Source organism: Kribbella swartbergensis, assembly GCF_054784135.1.
Window position 1 is genome coordinate 12,966 of the sequence record NZ_BAAGPM010000016.1, and the last position, 18,311, is coordinate 31,276.

At 65.3% G+C, this 18,311-nt stretch carries 18 protein-coding genes and 1 pseudogene; 7 read left to right on the forward strand and 12 right to left on the reverse strand.

The window, feature by feature from the left end; translation table 11 throughout:
• Nucleotides 1-11 precede the first annotated feature (11 nt).
• The 8 genes from ACYVOK_RS11640 to ACYVOK_RS11675 form a co-directional block, all read right to left on the reverse strand.
• Nucleotides 12-323, reverse strand: a complete 312-nt coding sequence (locus ACYVOK_RS11640; protein WP_460662349.1) for a DUF6112 family protein — start codon at nucleotides 321-323, stop codon at nucleotides 12-14.
• An 11-nt stretch (nucleotides 324-334) separates the two neighbouring features.
• Complete coding sequence (locus ACYVOK_RS11645; RefSeq protein WP_460662350.1) at nucleotides 335-907, reverse strand: CHAP domain-containing protein; 573 nt, start codon at nucleotides 905-907, stop codon at nucleotides 335-337.
• Entirely contained in the window at nucleotides 904-1,686 is a 783-nt protein-coding gene (locus ACYVOK_RS11650) for a hypothetical protein (RefSeq protein WP_460662351.1), read from the reverse strand. The genes ACYVOK_RS11645 and ACYVOK_RS11650 overlap by 4 nt, the downstream gene beginning before the upstream one ends.
• 36 nt (nucleotides 1,687-1,722) lie before the next feature.
• The gene (locus ACYVOK_RS11655) at nucleotides 1,723-2,448 is read right to left on the reverse strand and encodes a hypothetical protein (RefSeq protein WP_460662352.1); all 726 of its coding nucleotides are present in this window, start codon (nucleotides 2,446-2,448) and stop codon (nucleotides 1,723-1,725) included.
• Nucleotides 2,449-2,557: 109 nt separating this feature from the next.
• Nucleotides 2,558-3,637, reverse strand: a complete 1,080-nt coding sequence (locus ACYVOK_RS11660; RefSeq protein ID WP_460662353.1) for a toprim domain-containing protein — start codon at nucleotides 3,635-3,637, stop codon at nucleotides 2,558-2,560.
• Between the two features lie 96 nt (nucleotides 3,638-3,733).
• Nucleotides 3,734-4,645 carry a hypothetical protein gene (locus tag ACYVOK_RS11665; RefSeq protein ID WP_460662354.1) on the reverse strand — a complete coding sequence of 304 codons (912 nt, stop codon included), beginning with the start codon at nucleotides 4,643-4,645 and terminating at the stop codon, nucleotides 3,734-3,736.
• Nucleotides 4,646-5,711: 1,066 nt separating this feature from the next.
• Nucleotides 5,712-7,109: an Ig-like domain-containing protein gene (locus ACYVOK_RS11670; protein WP_460662355.1), complete on the reverse strand. Its 1,398-nt coding sequence runs from the start codon at nucleotides 7,107-7,109 to the stop codon at nucleotides 5,712-5,714.
• Between the two features lie 168 nt (nucleotides 7,110-7,277).
• On the reverse strand, nucleotides 7,278-7,457 hold the full coding sequence (locus tag ACYVOK_RS11675; RefSeq protein WP_460662356.1) for a hypothetical protein: 180 nt from the start codon (nucleotides 7,455-7,457) through the stop codon (nucleotides 7,278-7,280).
• 771 nt (nucleotides 7,458-8,228) lie between these two features.
• Between ACYVOK_RS11675 and ACYVOK_RS11680 the strand changes: the two genes are divergently transcribed.
• The 4 genes and pseudogenes from ACYVOK_RS11680 to ACYVOK_RS11695 all read left to right on the forward strand — a co-directional run.
• A complete protein-coding gene (locus ACYVOK_RS11680; RefSeq protein WP_460662357.1) occupies nucleotides 8,229-8,681 on the forward strand; it encodes a hypothetical protein in 453 nt (150 codons plus the stop codon).
• Nucleotides 8,682-8,810: 129 nt separating this feature from the next.
• Nucleotides 8,811-9,431 (forward strand): DNA cytosine methyltransferase, encoded by a 621-nt coding sequence (locus tag ACYVOK_RS11685; RefSeq protein ID WP_460662358.1) that lies wholly within the window; start codon nucleotides 8,811-8,813, stop codon nucleotides 9,429-9,431.
• A gap of 137 nt (nucleotides 9,432-9,568) precedes the next feature.
• On the forward strand, nucleotides 9,569-9,775 hold the full coding sequence (locus tag ACYVOK_RS11690; RefSeq protein WP_460662372.1) for a hypothetical protein: 207 nt from the start codon (nucleotides 9,569-9,571) through the stop codon (nucleotides 9,773-9,775).
• A 154-nt stretch (nucleotides 9,776-9,929) separates the two neighbouring features.
• A pseudogene (locus tag ACYVOK_RS11695) lies at nucleotides 9,930-10,682 on the forward strand (bifunctional DNA primase/polymerase); the annotation flags it as partial.
• 684 nt (nucleotides 10,683-11,366) lie between these two features.
• Here the strand turns inward: ACYVOK_RS11695 and ACYVOK_RS11700 are convergent.
• Nucleotides 11,367-12,245 (reverse strand): hypothetical protein, encoded by an 879-nt coding sequence (locus ACYVOK_RS11700; RefSeq protein ID WP_460662359.1) that lies wholly within the window; start codon nucleotides 12,243-12,245, stop codon nucleotides 11,367-11,369.
• Nucleotides 12,232-12,675: an RNA polymerase sigma factor gene (locus ACYVOK_RS11705; RefSeq protein ID WP_460662360.1), complete on the reverse strand. Its 444-nt coding sequence runs from the start codon at nucleotides 12,673-12,675 to the stop codon at nucleotides 12,232-12,234. The genes ACYVOK_RS11700 and ACYVOK_RS11705 overlap by 14 nt, the downstream gene beginning before the upstream one ends.
• A gap of 656 nt (nucleotides 12,676-13,331) precedes the next feature.
• Here ACYVOK_RS11705 and ACYVOK_RS11710 point away from each other — a divergent pair.
• Both ACYVOK_RS11710 and ACYVOK_RS11715 read left to right on the forward strand, forming a co-directional pair.
• Nucleotides 13,332-13,754 (forward strand): ATP-dependent DNA ligase, encoded by a 423-nt coding sequence (locus ACYVOK_RS11710; RefSeq protein WP_460662361.1) that lies wholly within the window; start codon nucleotides 13,332-13,334, stop codon nucleotides 13,752-13,754.
• A 24-nt stretch (nucleotides 13,755-13,778) separates the two neighbouring features.
• Nucleotides 13,779-14,108: a hypothetical protein gene (locus tag ACYVOK_RS11715; protein ID WP_460662362.1), complete on the forward strand. Its 330-nt coding sequence runs from the start codon at nucleotides 13,779-13,781 to the stop codon at nucleotides 14,106-14,108.
• Between the two features lie 73 nt (nucleotides 14,109-14,181).
• Here ACYVOK_RS11715 and ACYVOK_RS11720 read toward each other — a convergent pair whose 3' ends face one another.
• Entirely contained in the window at nucleotides 14,182-15,186 is a 1,005-nt protein-coding gene (locus ACYVOK_RS11720; protein WP_460662363.1) for an ArsR/SmtB family transcription factor, read from the reverse strand.
• A gap of 1,116 nt (nucleotides 15,187-16,302) precedes the next feature.
• Here ACYVOK_RS11720 and ACYVOK_RS11725 point away from each other — a divergent pair.
• Nucleotides 16,303-16,671: a hypothetical protein gene (locus tag ACYVOK_RS11725; RefSeq protein ID WP_460662364.1), complete on the forward strand. Its 369-nt coding sequence runs from the start codon at nucleotides 16,303-16,305 to the stop codon at nucleotides 16,669-16,671.
• 538 nt (nucleotides 16,672-17,209) lie between these two features.
• On the opposite strand, the gene ACYVOK_RS11730 is transcribed toward ACYVOK_RS11725, so the two are convergent.
• The gene (locus tag ACYVOK_RS11730; RefSeq protein ID WP_460662365.1) at nucleotides 17,210-18,184 is read right to left on the reverse strand and encodes an ArsR/SmtB family transcription factor; all 975 of its coding nucleotides are present in this window, start codon (nucleotides 18,182-18,184) and stop codon (nucleotides 17,210-17,212) included.
• Nucleotides 18,185-18,311 lie beyond the last annotated feature (127 nt).

Sequence of the window (18,311 nt, forward strand, 5' to 3'; positions counted from 1 at the left end):
CACTCCCCCGATCAGTTGAGGTTGATACCGCTGAAGAAGCGGATGAGGCCGTTGGCCGAGCCGATGAGGATGGCGGCACCCGCTGCCACCAGGCAGCCGGTCTTGCCCTTGCCTGCGTAGTGGGCATTGTTGTTGAAGCTGCCCATCGCCCAGGCGGCGGCCGAGATGACGAACGCAGCTACACAGATCACCAGACTGAACGTGAGAAGTGCGCCGACCATCTGCCGAAGTGCGTACAGCCCCGGCAGACCATTGCTGTTCGGGCTGATCCCTGGATCCTGAAGGAAGACCAGCTGTCGAAGGAACACATCGCGGCTGAACACTTGGACCTCCTTTACTGAGTTGTTGAGTAGATCGGGGGTGCCCAGCCGAGATAGGCCGAGTTCCACTTGGATTCGATGAGGCCGAAGTCGACGAGGTACACGCCGCCTTCGCCAGGCACTGTGTCGCCGATGTCGTTCGAGACGATTTGGCCGTTGCCGACGTACACGGCGACGTGGCCGTATGGCCCGCCGGTGTCCCAGAACACGAGCGCACCGACCGGCGGATGTCGGTCACCCACATGCGCATTGCCGGTGGCCACCATCTGCCGCCACTGCTCGGCAGCCGAGTAATAGCCGGCGCGTGACCGGCCCCAGATGTTCGCCGCCAGCCGGGCGCATAGCTGGTAGTACCCGTGACCACCGACCAACCTCAGCGCCCGAGCTACAGCCTTGTCAGCACCCGGGACATCGCCGGTTCCAGTCGCGTCGGTTCCAGTCTCGATTGGTACCTGGCACTCCGGTAGCGGTGCTTCGGTGGGCGTCGCCACGCAGGTGTCCGATCCGCCTGCCGCGATGGCGAGCGGAGCGATCAGCCCCATGCCGCTGACCAGGAGGCAGCCCGCAAGCGTGAGCTTGACGATCACGGCGAGACTTCTGCTGTCGCGGACCAGAACTTGCAGATCGACGCACACACCACAGCGACGGCTGCCTGTCGTACGACCACCTTCGTTTCGCTGTCGAGGACTGTCGTCTGCTTCCCCTTGATGACGAAGGCACGCCATCCCTGCTTTGCCTGCTTGCGCTCCAACTGCTCGAGCTGCGGTGTGGTCGTGGCGGTGATGTCCGCGACAGTGCTGTGAGCCTTTCGCAGTTCGAGCTGCCTCCACTCCGACCACGAAGGCAACAGACTCTTCGCGACCCGCGGGCCGGCACCGGTCGGATCAGCGAAGACGCTGACGGCATCTTCCCAATCGAAGTAGCTGTGCTGCGTCGTGTCGAAGGTCCAGATCGCCCGGGCGTAGGCGATGGCGAACTCCCGCGGATCGGTCGTCGTCGGCCGATTCCACGCATCGAGCCTGGTCGGCGTCTGCTCACTGTTTGCGGGGACGACCGTGCTGCCGGGTTCCGGCGTACCGGATCCTTGCTCCGGCGAGTCCTGCCAGCGAGCGACCAAGGCGAGAATCAATCCCATGACTCCCAGCAGGATCACGATGGGGATCACGATCTTCGATCGGACCGACTGCTTCACGTCATTTCCTCTCTTCGGGATCTCGGTACGGCGAAGCCACGCGAACACGGCAGCAGCGATCGGCGGCGGGATGATCCGCAGCGCGGTGAGCACACGCAGCTCGAACTTGAGCTGCGCCCGGTAGTACCGGACGAGCCAGTGGTGGCGAGGTACTTCGTGGCGGTTTTGCGTCATACCGGACCTCAACGGCTGAGGTCCGGAAACTTTTCGTCAGGCTGCTCTGACCCGCTCCAGACCCGCCGCTCGGCGGTGGCCGAGGCGGATCCGTCCGCCGAAAAACCGCTGGTCAGGGCCCGCAGCGGCCCGGATCCAGCGCCGTACGACAGGGTCGGCAAAGACCTGAGTTGGCGGCTCCCCCACGGCGAGTCGCGCCAACGCGGACGCCCTGTCTGCACCACCCCTCAGCAGCCAGGCCAAGCCTTCGGCCTGCGCAGCCGTGGCGCCGGATCGCCGGAGGCGAACGATCATCGCCGAGCGGTAGAACGGCGGACCGTCAGCAGCCGCCCGGATCAATGTGCGAACGACGGCCGCCGACATCCCCTCGCGCTCCAGCTCGGCCGCGATTCGCTCCAGGTGAGGACCGAGCGACGGCCGGTGGGTCACCTCGAGCTCCGGCAGCTGGTGCGTCAACGGATGCCGCTGGTGGCGAAGTACGTCGGCGCGCACCGCGTCCTTCAGCCGCCAGCGGACCAGGTTGGCGAGATATCCCCACGACAGGCCGGCCGCCGGCGGATTGACTGCCAGTTCCAGGCACCGCTCCCAAGCAATCGCCCTGGCGAGCTGGGCCGCCTCATCGTGGCCGAGAGCAGCGCGCAGGCGGCTCGACAGAGGCGCCACGATGCGTGCCTCGATCCCATCGGCGAGCCGGCGCGATGGCTCCGGCGCCCAACCAGAGCGCGCCGCGTCAGTGATCAGTACCTCCAACTCAACGTCCATCGAGTGACTCCGTCTCCGGGGATGGAGGAGCTGGCTTGTCGCCCCTCGTCGTACTGCGGTGCCACCAATCTGCTGGCCGCGGCCTCGAAGAAGAACCTGGATTCCGAAATCAAGGAGTCCTAGACACATCGGGCGGATCGACACCCGGAACGACGCTGTCCAACCGACGGCTCATCCGCCGCCGGGCCGCGCGCTGCTCGCTCCGCAGACCGACGGCCGCGAGCACCTCGCGGGACACGATTTGCTCGTCCAGGCGCGTCGTCCGCGACAACCGGCCGATCTCCGCGGCTACTTGATCCGCAGGCAGCCGGACGACCAGCGGGGCTACAGCGCGCACGGCGTTGACCTGCCCGCTGATGTGGTCGAGGACCCTGGTCCACCGCGACAGCTCCAGCTCGATCGCGAACTCGACCAGAGGCCGCGGCGAGCTCAACACAGCCCGCAACTGCCCCGGTGCCTCGGCGAACAAAGACGACGGATCATGCTCATCCGGCAACTCAGCGACCAGAACCTGCCCGAACACGGCCGACAACACATCAAGGCTCCGGACGGCGCCGTTCCGGCCCGCGAAGTTGCCGTCGAGCGCGAGGATCACCGCATCGACCCGGCTGTGCCGTTTGACGATCAGCGCCTGCTCGCGGGTGATCGCCGTACCGCAGCAACTGAGACCAGCCCAGTCCTCTCCGGCGAGGCTGACGGCGACCGCATCCATGGTGCCTTCGACGAGAACCGGGATCGCGCCGGCCTCGAGTCGATCGTGCTGGGCGTCGAGTCCCACCACAGACTTGCCTTTGGAGTAGATGTCCGTGTTGGGAGTGTTCAGGTACCTCACTCGTCCGGCACGAGCACGGCCGATGAGCCCGACGGGCTGCAGCTCGCGGTCATGAGCTACGAACACGATCCGGTCCCGGAAACGGTCCACGAGGTAGCCGTTCGAAGTCGGAGAAGCTAGGCCTGCAGCCACGATCGTGTCATCGTCGAAACCGGTCCGTCGCAGATGCCCGACGAGCCGCGACCAACCGTCGGGTGCATATCCGACAAGCCACCTCGAGTCAGCTGCCAGCACGTCCCCCAGACCCCGCGCGATCACGTGCTCAGCAGCCCAACCGTTTGGTCTCTTCAGCAGTTCCTGGCGAAAGAACTCGGCTGCAACTGCAGTCGCCCTGATCAGTTGCTCCTGATTGGTCATCGTCACCACCTCCAACCGCCACGTTCGAGGCGGCGGCCAGAGGGCAGAACCCAGATCGGCGCTTCCAGGACTACTGCGCCGGACGCTCGAGGTGTCTCACAGGGCCGGGCCAATGTTCGGCGGGTCAGGATCCAGCGCCTGGGACGTGATCCGGCTACTCGCGCTGGCGCGGTAAGTCATCAGCGGACGGGCCGACGACAGAACCTCATGCAGACGGCTGATCCCGTTGTCGGCGACGAGGAGGGTTGCAGCTGTGTGGCCTGCTGGGAAGTCAACGGCCCGCACTCGATCGAAGAAGAAGGCCAGATCGAGTAGGTAGCCAGCGGCCTGGTTACGCTGCACCTCGTCACCAGTCAGCGCGACGATCACCTTGTCCGTCGCACTGAACCGACGCAGCATCCTCGCCTGTGCTGTCGACAGGCCAGCACCACACACCGGGATGCCGGCCCACTCCCCCGACGACCTTCGACTCATCTCGGAGATCGCGATCGCGTCCATCGGATCATCAACAACCACGGGGATCGCACCACCGTCGAGCAGCTTCAACTGCTCCTCGACGCCGACCAGAACGTTTGACGGCCGATGGACCGCGGTCACCGGAGTCACCGGCCCGGCCTGCCCGTCCTGGGCGATTCCAACGAACCCGACCGGAGCGAGCCGCTGATCACGGGCCACCAGCATCACCTGATCACGGTGCCGGTCGACCGCGTCGCCATCCTCGGTCCACGTCACCAAGCCCGCCCGAACGAGCGTCCCGTACCCGAAACCCTCTGCACGCAGGTGGTCAACTAAGCCCGTCCAGGTGTTCGGCGCGTAGCCGATCTTCCAGGACGACTCCGTTGAGAGAACACCTTCAGCACCACGCGACTTCAAATGCGGCAGAGGCCAACCACCTGTTGCCCGGAGCAACTCGCGCCGGAAGAACCGACTCGCGGCGAGGTTTGCCTCCAGCAACCTCCGCCGCTCTTCCGACGATACGACGAAACTCTGACCCGACAGATCACTCATTGAGGCACTCCAATGCGGCCGTCGACGGATTCACAGCCTCGAAGGTCGCGCCACATCGACCACATCAGAACCCGGATCACAGATTCCAGGAATCAGGTGCAACGCCCGCCCTGTATCTCTTCACGGGAGCTCAAGATGACGGTGGGCCTGCGCCTCCTCCATCAATGACTCAGGGGCGGCAGACCGCGGACCTACCGGCGTACGCTGCCCTGTACGAGGAATCTGACTCCGTTGCGGTGCAACCGGAGACCCACTCGTCGAATCACCCCACAGCCCAGCCGAGCGCGCGAGCTGCGCCCCTGCAGCATCGATCGCCTCGTCAACCAACGCGATCAGCCGGCCGACGGACCACGCAGCAGGTCGCTGCTCACCATCGACAGACTCATCAGCACCTTGGTTTGCTTCAGTGTCGCCACCAGTTCGGTCTGCATCCATGGCACCGACAATCACCCCGACCCACCGTCCGCGGAACCAGGATCACCAAATCCAGGATCAAGCCGAACCACGCTCATCTGCCAGGTGTGCTCCCGCTGAAGAGAGAATTCCTAGGCTTCACCCAGCGCATCATCGTCGTCAGCCGCCCAGGTCTGACAGCGGACCAGCAGACTGTGCTTCAGGACGATTGCTCGCAGATGATGAGCAGGCGTAGGTCGACGCGTCCTGTTCCTCGACTTCACCCTCGGCGTCGGCCACCGTGCCTTTGGAACGCCGTACGTCCACGAGCACGCCTGCGCCAGAATGCCGCCTTCTGCGGGTCCACCCAGCCGAATGCGCTCGGACCGAGGAAATGACCGAAAACGCGACCCCGCGCTGGCAGAGGCGCGACGCGGCCTGGCACTGGGAGGTGGCGCATTGAAGGAGTCGCAGGTGGCGACGTTGACCGGACTGGATGATGAGGGCCCCCGGCCTCGGAGACATCGACCTTCCGTCCACGGACCTGAAGACCTCGGACAGGACGCCCAGGGATACCCCAGCCGAGCGCTTGCCCGATCCACTCATCATCTAGAAGCCGAGGAAGTTGCGACTACCCCTAGAAACCGCCATTCCTCGGTCCTGTGCCGTGACGCTACCTGCTCACCTTGACGGTGAGCTCCGCGTTCACCCCCTCCACCAGGTCACTCCCGAGGTAGTCCACCGCCAGCATCAGCTGACCGCTCTTCGGGATCTTGGGCCACTCGAACACCGCTCGGCCGTCGCTGACGGTGCCCACGAGCGTCGCGCCACCCTCGATTCTCACTCTGACCTCGCCGGTCACCGGTACGTCGCCGGCCGCCGACAGCTGCACCGTGATCTGCGCCCGGTTGCCGGGCAACTTCGTCGCGGTGACCTCCATGGTCGGAACCACCTTCGCCACGACCACCTCCACCGTCGACGAGGAGGGCTGGTGGGCGGCGTCCCCGCCGTACCGCAGGGTCAGGTCGTACGTCCCGGGCAGGAGTGCCTTGGCGGGCAACACCAGCGTCCCCCTCCCGTCGGCGACCACGGCCGTTGCCAGGACAGTTGTCCCCTGCAACAGCTTGACCGTCCCGGTCGCCTCCGCGGGCGAAACTGCCACCGACACGGTGCCTGACGTGCCGTACGTCGTCGGCAGTGCGACTCCGGCCACGGCGGTGGTCGCCAAACCGCCCTTCACCGTAATGGTCACCTTCGTCGGGGTGGACACGTCTTCCCCGTCGTCTGCGCGGTAGGTGAAGACGTCCTTGCCGGTGAAGCCGGCGTCGGGCGTGTAGGTGAGCGCCCCGTCGGCCGCCAGTGTCACTTTGCCGTTGATGGGCTGGGTGGCACCGATAGCCATGAGGACGTCGCCGTCGGCATCGGTGTCGTTCGCCAGGACGCCTGGCGCCGGCAGTACGAGGGGCTGTCCCTCGACGGCCTCGTAGGCGTCTTCGCCTGCGACCGGGGCGGTGTTGTCCGGCGGCTCCTCACCCGCCTCCACAGTGATGGTCACCGTCGTCGGCGCCGAAGCGGCGGTCCCGTCGGAGGCCCGGTAAGTGAAGGTGTCCGTGCCCGAGAACCCGGACTTGGGGGTGTAGGTGAAGGACCCGTTGGCCGCCAGCACGACCGCGCCATTGGCCGGCTGGGTGAGACCGCCCGCGGTCAGGGTATCGCCGTCTGCGTCCGTGTCGTTGGCGAGCACACCGGGCGCGTTGACCGCCAGGGGCTTGTCCTCCACGGTGCCGTAGGCATCGGCTGCCCCCACTGGGGCGGCGTTCACCGGACCCGCGTGGAGCTCCGCGACCTGTTCGGCGCTGAGTTCGTAGCCGTACATCCGGAAGTCGTCGACCAGACCGTCGAATCGTGGATCCGGCCAGCTCGTCCCACCGATGAGGTTGGCCGTGGTGTTTCCACCTACGCCGATGTCACCGATGCCGACGGTGAAGTCGGTGCGGGTGGCCTGCAGCTTGCCGTTGAAGTAGATCTTGCTGCGATTGCTCTTGATGTTCCGATTGGCACAGTGACGCACCGGCGCGGCGCCACCGCTCGAGTAGCTAGCCAGCGCCACTGCGCCGCCACGCCTCGAATGACTTGGGCCGCCGCTCGGCGCGACACGAACGTTGATCTAAAGGCAAGACGCAGTGGCCGGAGGCTGAACGCCAGGTGCAAGATTCTAGGTCGTTACGACCGGACTAAGTCAGCGACCACGTGCCTTCTTCTCGGCCCTTTCGATACGCTGGGACAATTGACGCAACTCGCGAGCAGAGTTGCTCAGCGCCTCCTTATAGCCGGGCATGCCACGCAGTTCACGAAGATCCCTCTGACCCTGCTGCGTCTTTGCGTACAGCTTTCGCAGTTCCTCAAGATCATCAGCCATGTGTGTATTCCTCTCGAAGTTCTGGGTCTCGATCCGGACGTGCCCCTTCTAGCACTACGTAGGTTCGAGCCGACTCGCGTGGATGAAGATAGCGCCAGTGGTGATCGCGGCGAACGATTCACTTGCAGACGAATTCGAGGGTTGCACCATGCGCGTCGGTAGCCGCGCCAGATTGTGCCGTGGGGTTCCTACCATGGAGCACGGGCACGAGGTCTCGGCCGCGTTGGGGGGATCAACTATGAATCGACGCCGAGATTCCCAGGACTCCTCGACCGACTGGGTATGCGGTCTTCAGGAATGACGGTCGGCTGGCGGGGTGGGCAGCCGAGTGCGGTGCGTCGGCGTTCATCGTTGTGAAGGCGAGCCGCCGATCCGACCGGCCTCGGCCCCAGAAAGGTGAAGCCGGCGGAAATTTATGGGAGGGCTCGGGCTTGCCTCGGATGACCGGACTGCATGTGCACGGCTGATGGCCTGGCACCTGCCCGGCGTGCGACAACGCTGCGGTGCCATCGATTGGTACTGTGCCACGAGGCGTTGGAGCGTTGCTGCTGTCCGGGCGGTGACCGGGACGTTCAGAATGGATTCGAGAAACCCGGTCACGTTGCCCGCGGTGTTGCGCGGCTTCCAGCAGACGCTCCATGCGTGGCGGTCGCGGATGTCTCGAACTTCCACGACGTCATCGCAGCTGCGAAGCGGGACAGTTCTGTATCAGCACTTCGGTGACAGTTCTGGTGGTCTTGGTGGTGACACTTCGGCCACGATGTGGGATGTGTGCGGTTCGCCGAACACCACCGCTACGACGCGATCGTGGTCGAGAACGTCGTGGACGCCGCGCTGTGGGTGCTGTGGCCGGCCTGGCGCTCCGGGCTGGACGCCCTCGGCTACTGCGTGCACGTCGTCTACCTCAACAGCATGCACGCCCAAGCCGGTGGCCTTCCGGCGCCGCAGTCCCGCGACCGGCTGTACGTCGTGGCTCACCTGCGCGCTGCGGGTTGCCCGGACCTGAACCGGTGGACCCGGCCGCGTGCGTGGTGCGAGGGCTGCGGGCAGCTGGTGCGTGCGATGCAGGCGTGGAAGAAGCCGGAACGAACCTGGGGCCGCTACCGCGTACAGTACGTGTGGCGCTGGCCGAACGTGGCCTGCCGCAACCAGGTCGTCGAGCCCGGGTGGCTGCCCGCTGCGGCGGCGATCGACTGGAGCCTGACCGGGGGAGCGGATCGGTGACCGTGCCCGGCCAGTGGCCGACAAAACCATGGCCCGCATCCACGCCGGGCTGGCCCGCTAGGTGAAGCCGGAACTGCTGGTGCCGTCGAGAGCCGAGACGGCAAGAGCGCCGCTCCGCTGTCGGTGGCGATGCGCACCATGACGGCCCGCAACGAGACCGGGCTGCTGGTTCCGGCGGGCGGCACCTGGAACGAGACCGCGACCACGGTTGCGGAGGTGATGCGGACCCGGACCACGCGGGAGTCTGAGGCGCTGGTGGTGCCGCTGCGCAACAACAACACCACGAAGAAGGCGACCAACCCGTTCGACACGTTCGCTGCTGCAGGCAACCACCACGGCCTCCTGATGCCGTACTACGGCAACGCCACCAGCCGCGACACCAACGAGCCGCACGGCACGTTCACCACCCGCGACCGCTACGCCCTGGTCATGCGGAACAACGGCTCCCGCCACGACGGCGTCGAGATGTGCACACCCGCCACCGAGACACTGCGCACCCTCACCACGGCAGGGCACCAGTCGCTGCTGGAACCGCAAACGATCGCGGTCGAGGACTGCCTGTTCCGGATGCTCGAGCCGCACGAGGTAGCAGCCGGCATGGCGTTCACCAACGGATACGTGGTGCTGGGCAACAAGCGCGAGAAGGTCCGCCAGCTCGGCAACGCCGTCACCCCACCCGCCGCGCGTCACCTAATTGCGGCCGTCGCCGAATCCCTCGGCCACGACTTCGGCGACCTGAACGCCGCCTGAACAACCCGGAGGCGGGCCACCACACAGCCCGCCCCGGTCCATCAACCCAAGGAGCGATCTCATGACCACCTCAACCAAACGCACTCCCGCCACCCCGGCCGACACCACCAAGGAGGACCAGTGACGATCAGGTCCGGCTGTCCGGAGAACCTAACGAAATCACCCGTCTCGTGAAACACCTGCGCGACCAGTTCGAGGTCGCCGACAGCGACCGCGCCTACCCCAACCGCGGCTCCTTCGGTGTCCGGGTCTACCTCGAACTACGTCAGCACAGCGGCCAGTCCCGGCGCCAGCAAGTGCGCAGCGAACGGGTCCACCCCGACCGCCGAGAGGTTGAACCGTGAACGTCGACCCAACGCGGCGACCGAGCACCGACGCCGAACAGCAGGCGCTGAGCCGGGCCGCGCACTGGCACGCCGACCAGGGTTTCGCGGTCTTCCCGTTGGCGCCGGGACGGAAGTCCCGGCAGTTGAGGACTGAGAAGCAGCGGCCACCACCGACCACCTCGCGATCGCTAGGACCTGGCGAGAGGCGCCGTACAAACATCGGCATCGCAGCCGGCCTGTCACGGCTGCTGGTCGTGATTTGGACCAGCCAAAGGACCCGACCGACAGGCACCCGAGCCCTGGGCAAGCCGTGGCAGCAAACGGAGCCGACGTACTGGCGCTCGTCGCCGACCACACGACAGCCCCACCGCCGACCGACACCGTCACCACACCCCTACGCGTACGGCACCTCTACTACCGGCAACCCATCAATGTGAAGCTCTGCAACAGCGCCGGCCGCATCGGATGGAAGATCGACACCCGCGGCCACGGCGGCTACGTTGTCGGCGCCGGATCAATCACCGCCGCCGACCGCTACCGGACCCAAACCGCCATAGCACCACAGCTCCTGCCCAGCTGGATCATCGACGCACTACACACGGCGCCGCCGACCGCCACTGTGGCCCCGACCACCCTGACCTTGGCGAACACCAGCGCATACACCCTGGCAGCGCTCACCGGCGAGCTCGAGAAAGTCCTCGCCGCCGTGCAAGGCCAGCGCAACGACACCCTCAACCGCGCCGCCTTCGCACTCGGCCAACTCATCGGCGCCCACATGCTCGACCACCACATCGCACGAGACGAACTCGTCTCCGCCGCCCACCGCATCGGCCTGCCCCGCAACGAAGCCGAACGCACCATCACCTCAGGACTCCTTGCCGATGCTGCCATGAGCATGCCCGTCAGGTGGTTCGGACGACCCTAGCTCGGCTCATCTGGCCGGTGGCCACCGGATGACGAGGCGCTGGCGTAGCGATTGCGAATCCTGACCGAGTGCAGCTTGTGTGTCGTTGTTCCGGCCGGTCACCTGCTCGCCAGAGCCGACTTCGTCGATGTCACCGACCTGCATAGTCAGAGCTCGATCGGAAGGCTGACGAACAGCGCGTGATGGGGGCGTGGCCCGGACTGGACGAGCGGCACGAGATCGCCCACACGACGCGGGACTGGATGGCCAAACTCCGCCTGGTCGCTGCCGATGTGATCCCCACGGCTCCCGCGGCCCTCGCCGTCGCACCGCCTGGAGTGCGAATCATTCGCCCGTACGTGGTGGCCCGACCAAACAGCGGCGGATGGTGCTGTCCCACCTCTTTTCGTCGCTGTCCGAGCCGGCCACTCCTCTGGTTGACGCGTTGCGCGCAGCCGCGATCGAGTTCACCGACCTGCTGTAGCCGTCGACGGGCGCCGGTGCAGAAAGAACTTGCCGGTGGCCGTTCTGGACGCACATCACGGTGAGGTTGCGCCGCGTCCTTTAGCGGGTAACGGCTGCCGATCTCGATGCGAAATTCTCCTTCTGGCTACCTCGCCTAACACGCCGACGTCCTGATCGTCTTTGCGATCCTGTACAGCATCCAGCTGCCTCTCTCGGCATCGCTGCCGACCGCGACCGCCGCTAGCGCGGCAGCGCGTCGACGAAGCCGAGCGAAGTGAAGACTGAGTACTGGATCACTTTCGGTCCCTCACTGAGCCAAGCGACGTGTTCCACCGCCGTGATGCTGCCCTGCACAGGGTCGATCAGCACGATGATGCTCCGGTCGTCGGTGCCGTAGCTGAACCCGAGGGCCGGACGTCCGATCCGGTCGACGGTGCTCCCCTCGGCCCTGATGCCCGGCAGGTCGGCAAGCACGGTCAGGATTGCCGCCCGCAGCGCCGGGCCGGGTGCGGTCTGCCGCTGGATCCGGTCGAGGGAGTCCCACAGCGCGACGCTGGCCGTCAGTCCAGGCCTCCGTCCGATCATCTGCTGTCGCAAGGTCGCAGGATCGGTGGACAGGTTGTCCAGCCAGACCGTCGACTCCTCCGTCGTCGGTACCAGGCCCAGATCCGTCCGCGTGTACGACGTCCCCTTCGTCCGGAAGATCACCGACTGAGTCGGTCCTCCGAGCTCGCCGGCCGCGTTCCGCGTGAACCCGTAGTCCGTGGTGAGAACCTGAACCACCGACCCGCCCGGCCGCTCCGGGCGCAAGGCCCGCGTCTTCCGGGCGAGGTCCAGCAACTGCGCCTTTGCCGGCCGGTTGTCCACCACGTGGAAGCTCAACGGCGGCGGTGACGCCGCGGCCTCGTGGTGCCCCGCCCACGGCTGCACGACAGCCACCGTAGCGGCAGCCGCCGTCGCCACCGCTGCAAGCGCCAGCCGCCGATACGGCCGACGCCGGTGCGCGCGGCTGGTCAGGATGCGACTGAGGTCCTCTTCGGCCCGGGCATCGGGCAACTGTCCAGGCGACCGGTAGGGATCCACCGTGCGGATCAGGTCATTGATTCTACCGTCGTTCATCGCTCATCCTCTCCGCGCCGAAAACGTCCGATGGCTGCGCCTCTGAAAGCAGCTGCGCAAGGCGCCGTCGGGCCCGGTGCAGGCGTACCTTGAAGGCATTCGGTGTACACCCAGTGATCCGCGCGCCGGTGACCATGTCGACGTCGTCCCACTCGACCAGGAGCAGCGCCTCCTGCTCCTTCGGTGGCAGCTTTGCCACCGCAGCCCGGACGTCGAGCGTGGCGTCGACCACGTCCATCGGGTTCAACCGGTCGTTGACGCCCGCGGCCAGAACCGTCGAGCTCTTCCGCAGAAGTAGCTCGTACCGTTGGCGCGAGCGCAGGAGGTTCGCCGTCACCTTGCGGGCAGTGCCGAACAGCCAGGGCCGCTCTTCGTCCGGAGTCAGCCGGATCGCCCGGCGCCACAGGACAAGAAAGACCTCCGCGGCCATCTCGCGGGCTGCCTCAGGTCCGATGCGACGCGCACCGTAGGCGTACACGGCCTCGTAGCGCCGCCGGTAGAGATCAGCGAACCACCGTTCCTCGCTCCTGGTCACATCCATCACTTGTCCAGGAACAAGCCCGAGGTTACGTCACAGCCGGCTGAGGATTCGCCAGCATCGTCGTAGCCGCTACCCGGTTCACGAGCGGCACAGCATCGGTCGTGCACGCCCACAAGTAGAAGCCGAACAAGACACTCAGCTGGAGATTGATCGTGCGACTGGGCAAACGTCGCCGCGACCACCTGCTTAGCAGTTCACCGGGTCCCGCGTACCAGGCGGCGCGCACGGGCAGCCGCGAAACCGCTGCGAGCTCGGCGCCTGCTGCCGCCACTCGACGAACGAGCGCACATCCAGCGTCTCCGCGTGCTCTCAGGGCCTGTACTGGCGATCCAAGAACCGGAACCAGCGCAATAGGTCGAACGCGTAGCTGCGCATCGTCGCTGCAATCTGACGCGGCCAACTTCCGAACATATGCGGACGTCGTGGCATGCTCGAGTTCGGGGAACAGCACCCGCCAGCGCAGCCCTGAATCGAAGTCGACCACACGACTCGGCTTAGCGGCAGCATGCCACACCTTCTCCAGGCACCCGCTGCAGCACCAACTGGTGCCCAGAAGAGTTCAGTCAACTAGCCGGGTCGCGATCGTCAGGCGCGGCGACCGGGCCCGGGTGTGGACCCGCAACCGCAACGACATCAGCGACCGCTTTCCCGACATCGTCGCCGCAGCCGTCGCACAGATCCCCGACGAAGTCGTGCTCGACGGCGATTTGGTCATCCTCGGCGCGAACGGCAGGCTGAGCTTCGACGCCCTACAGGAACGACTCGCGACAACCCGGGCGAACGCCCGCACCAAGGCCGTCCCGATGCCGGCAACGTTCGCCGCGTTCGACCTGCTTACGGCCGGCGGGGTCGATCTCCGCACGCAGCGCTGGACGATTCGCCGGCGACGGCTCGAACAGCTTTCCCAGGGCCTGGACGCCGCCGCTGCAACTCACACCCTTCACCGACGATGTCGCCGAGGCGCGTGAGTGGTTCGAAGTGCTCCCGCCGCGATGGGCATCGAAGGCCTCGTCGTCAAGGGAGCCGTCACCCGCTACACCCCTGGCCGCAGGGACGCCTGGGTCAAGGTCAAGCACCGCGAAACCCCAGAGATCGTCAGCGGCGGGGCCCTCGGACCGATCATCCGCCCTGACGTGGTGATCGCAGGCCTCTACAACGCAGACGGTGAATTCGTCATTGTCGGGCGTACCGTCCCGCTCACCGCGGACAGCGCCTGGTCCACCCGCCGTTCCAGCAGCGAAGGGAGGATGGCGAGCAGACACGCCTCCTGCCGAGCGCTCTCGCCGCCGCAACGTCCGCCCGCGGCCTGGACCCAAGTCTAAGGACATCTGAGGCCGTTTGCCGCTAGCAACGTAGAAAAACGGAGCACCCACCTGAGTGATACGCCGGTGTGAATCAGGACGTACCCATCGAGCTGCCCGAGGTCATCATCATGGTGTTCACGACACTGGCGCCCAGGTCGGTCTGCTGGTAGAGGACGCGTCTGCCGTTCCGCCACGATATAACTAGACGGCTCCGACGCAGGATCGAAAGGTGCTGGCTAACGGCTGCAGGACTTTGCCTCAGAAGGACCGCCAGTTCGGTCGTCGAGTATGGAACCGCTAGAGCGGCGAGGACAGCTGCGCGACTTCTCCCCAACAAAGCGACGAGTGCGTCGTCTGCCGCCTCGTCACTCCTGGCCGTCAGGTTGCCGACGCCACGCGCTGGATAGATCAGCAGAGCAGGACTATCCGCGCCGGCCGCAAAGATGACATTGGGCCAGACGAAGATGCTCGGCACCAAACGCAGGCCTGCCGCGGTTAGGCCGTCGTCGACGTCCACTCGCTTCTTGTCGATTGTGATCAGTGACCCGTGAACGGTCACATCCGGATGTAGGTTCGCCAACATGGCGGACATGCCGCTATTTGTTAACTGACCGGCTCGGAACGCTACATCGTCGTCTAGCAACGCCCGCATCTTCTTCCAGTGTGGTTCGATCGCAACCTGCCAATACTCTCCAAGCGCATCCGCGAGCCGACGAGCACCTGCACGACCCTCATGGACTAGTTCTGTGACTCGTGGCGGCACCGGCCCGCTGCCCCAGACCTCACGCAGGTCCCGTTCAAGTTGCTCGGGAGGAAGTGCCGCCACGCACGCCAACTGTCGAGAGATAGTCGTCTGGCCGTCGACGACAGCTCCGAAGAGAAAATCCGCAATGAAGGGCCTGGCTGGCACAACAGCGAACAACAAATCCATGTCAACCGAGGTGAGCGATGGTCGAACCTTCTCAAACCAGTCACGGTGCAAGGCGTGAACCCGCCCCGAGGCAAGCATGTACAGACTTTCGGCGATCTCAATGAGCGGGGAGGAGGCGAACCGCATCTGCCCAAGATCGGCGAGCGTAACGTGCAGCCGAATCATTCTCCGAGCATACGTAGACGCTCTGCGATGTCCTCATGATTCACCCCTGCCGAAATCGTGGGGATGGCACGACCACATCCGTGCCGCGGCACGAGGCAGAGCTGAGCAACCCACGACCGCCAAGCCGTTCAGGGTTCGTCCTGTCATGCAACGCCGGTAGCAGCACACCAGGCGAGTCCGTAAACAACGTTGCAGAGATCTCTGCAGAGAATACTCTGCGCTCATGCGACGAATCGATGCCCGTAGTTTGCGCGGACTCGCACACCGACTCGGGTGGACATCATGGAAGCGCTCGAACTCGACGGACCGGCGACTTCCCCAACGCTGGCAGCTCGCCTGGGCGAGAGCACCGGCACGATCAGTTGGCCTCTGCGCTGCTGGCCGAACACGGATACATCGAGGAGGACCTGCACCGCGGCACGAAGCGTGAACGCTGATGGCGGATCCCCGGTCGGACGGTGCTCGATCCAGCCGAGTTCGCGACGACCCGGAGACTAGCGGCGCGCTGGGTGTCTACCTGCGGCATCTGGTCGAGCGGTATTTCAACCGCGTCCGCACGTACGTGAATGAGAACTGGTCCGGTGAGTGGCAGCACGCCGTGGCCTTGTCCGACTGGCGCGACCTCCGACTCACAGCCGAGCAACTCCACGCCCTAAACGAGGAAAGTGCCCGGGTCATCGACAGGTATGCTCGGATCGACTCGTCCGATGCTGCTGCCGAACGAGTCATCGTCCAACTCCAGTCCTTTCCCCGCCGTAACTCCTCCGACGACGACGAGCTGGACTCCGGCGCTCATGCGCCGCAACGCGGGGATTCCCAGTCTTCTACGGCGGCATCGCGACTTCCGACTGCTTTGGATCGGCGAAACCGTCAGCCGGTTCGGAACTGCAACCTCGGCCGTCGGCATTCCACTCGCCCAGCCTTCAGTAGCAAAGCGATTGCCGTCCTTCCGCGGCCCATCCTAATCCCACTCGTGGCGTTTGGATCTGCCGTCACCTCTGCGTCGTCACATGCCTCGATCCTCCATCTCACCATTCGTCTTTGCCGGGAATCATCTAGGCCGATCGCGTTCGTTCTCCGCGGAATGGTTGCAGCCGCCGGTGGACTCATTGCACGGTGGCCACTGACGACAGCATCACGGCCCGTCCGGCCATCGACGGATCCGGGCCTCGGAGCTATAGAGGAGCAGCGATGAGAAACCGCATCATCCAGTGGACCGGCATGTCCATCGCCGCGGCAGCGCTCGCCGTCGCAGGTGCACAGCTCGGCACCGACGGCTGGGAGGTCCATGGTGGCACTGACACGTCGGCGACGTACAGCATCAGTGAAGTCACGAGCACCGACGGCTGGGAGGTCCACAACGGAACCGACGGCTGGGAGGTCCACAACGGAACCGACGGCTGGGAGGTCCACAACGGAACCGACGGCTGGGAGGTCCACAACGGAACCGACGACAACAAAGTGGCACTGAGCCTGAATCACTGAAGCCTGCGCACAACGCACCCGAGTGACTGGCACGCGCCCCTCCCCTGGCCTGCTGGGCTGGTGTACTTGCCGCACCGCCCAGCAGGTAGGCGTGCTTGCGCCTACCTAGCTTGAGGAGGCTCGGCGCCGGGACAGCAGCCGAGGCGGACGTGGCCGATTTCCTCTCGTCGCGCAGGCTTGCCTGAAGCGCTGCGTATGATCGGCGGCGACGGTCGCTCAGCCAGGCTCAGACGCATGATCGGTCGGTCCGTTGGCGCCGTGCGACGAACGCGAAAGCCGCGGTAGCAAAGACCGATGCGACACCTGGGAAGAGATTGAGGGTGTGGCCGGGGACGTCTGTGTCGATCGGGTACGCCTCCAGCACCCGTGCGCCCAACGGCCGCGCCTGTCGCACGGCGCCATCGATGAGGGTCGTCATGGCACCACGCCGACGATGAGAGCGCCGTACGTATGACAGAGGCGGGTGCGGGAGGGATGGGCGTCGTTCATCCGGAGCAGAGTAGTGTGCCCCCCGCCGGCGAGCTGCGAAGGGTCAGATTCAGTTCATCGATCGTCCGACAAGACGGCTACCCAACTCGGTTTGTTGATAAAGCACGACTCGCCCAGAACGAGATGACCTCACCAAACCGCTGTTGAACAGAACCGACAGGTGCTGGCTCACAGCTGGCTTGCTCAGACTAAGGAGCGCTGACAACGCCGTGGTGGATTGGGGCAGCCGGAGGGCGCACAGGATGCGCGTTCGGGTGGGACCGATCAACTCACTGACATGAGCCGCCTGCTCGCTTAGATCTTCATCCCAGGCTGCCTCAGCACGACGAGCGGCGTAGATTATCAGCGGCTGAGCCAAGCCGGTAGCGCCAACGGCTAAAGAGCGCCCGACGAATACCGAAGGAATGAAGACTACTCCTTTCCCCCCGGTGTCCATTGTCAAGCGGTCCGATTTGTGGATCAGGAGAGATCGCGCATCCATCTCGATCCGCCAGTCGACAGACACCATCGCAGGAGCCAAACCCTCGCCTGCGACAATCCGTTGACGGAAGACTAGATCATCATCGTGGACCGCGGACAGCCGACGCCAGTGGGGCTCGAGCGCCGCACACCAGAAGTCCCAGAGAGCATCTGCAACGCGTCGTGAGGCGCTTGTTGGGTCACTGAGGAGCTGCTGGGCGACAGTCGGCAGCCCACATGACTGCCATGTTTTCGTTAGTGCGGATGAGAGCTCGTCGACGGGCATTTCCGCGACCAGATGCAACTGCTTCTCAATGTCTATCGGAGTCGCTGGGATGGATTGACCATAGAAGGCTGGCATGACATGGCGCCAGGGCGCGAGGGCGCACAGCAACTTCCAGTCCAGCTTGTGGGCATGGCCCGCCACCTCGCGCACCCACTCCTCTTGCCGAGCATCCGCCGATGGCGCGCAGAGCAGTCGCAGGCTAGAGCAGACCTCAAGCAGAGGCGACGCGGCGAACCGGGTAGCCTGCAGATCCTGGGGTGCTAACCGCAATCTGATCATGATCACCAGCCTAACTCCGCTGGTCCGACAGGCGAGCGAAGATCCAAGCCTTATGCCGTGCTGAGACCATCGGGCGCACGTTGAAGGGCCAACCGAAGCCATTCCGGTCGGCTTCTCATTGCGGCTT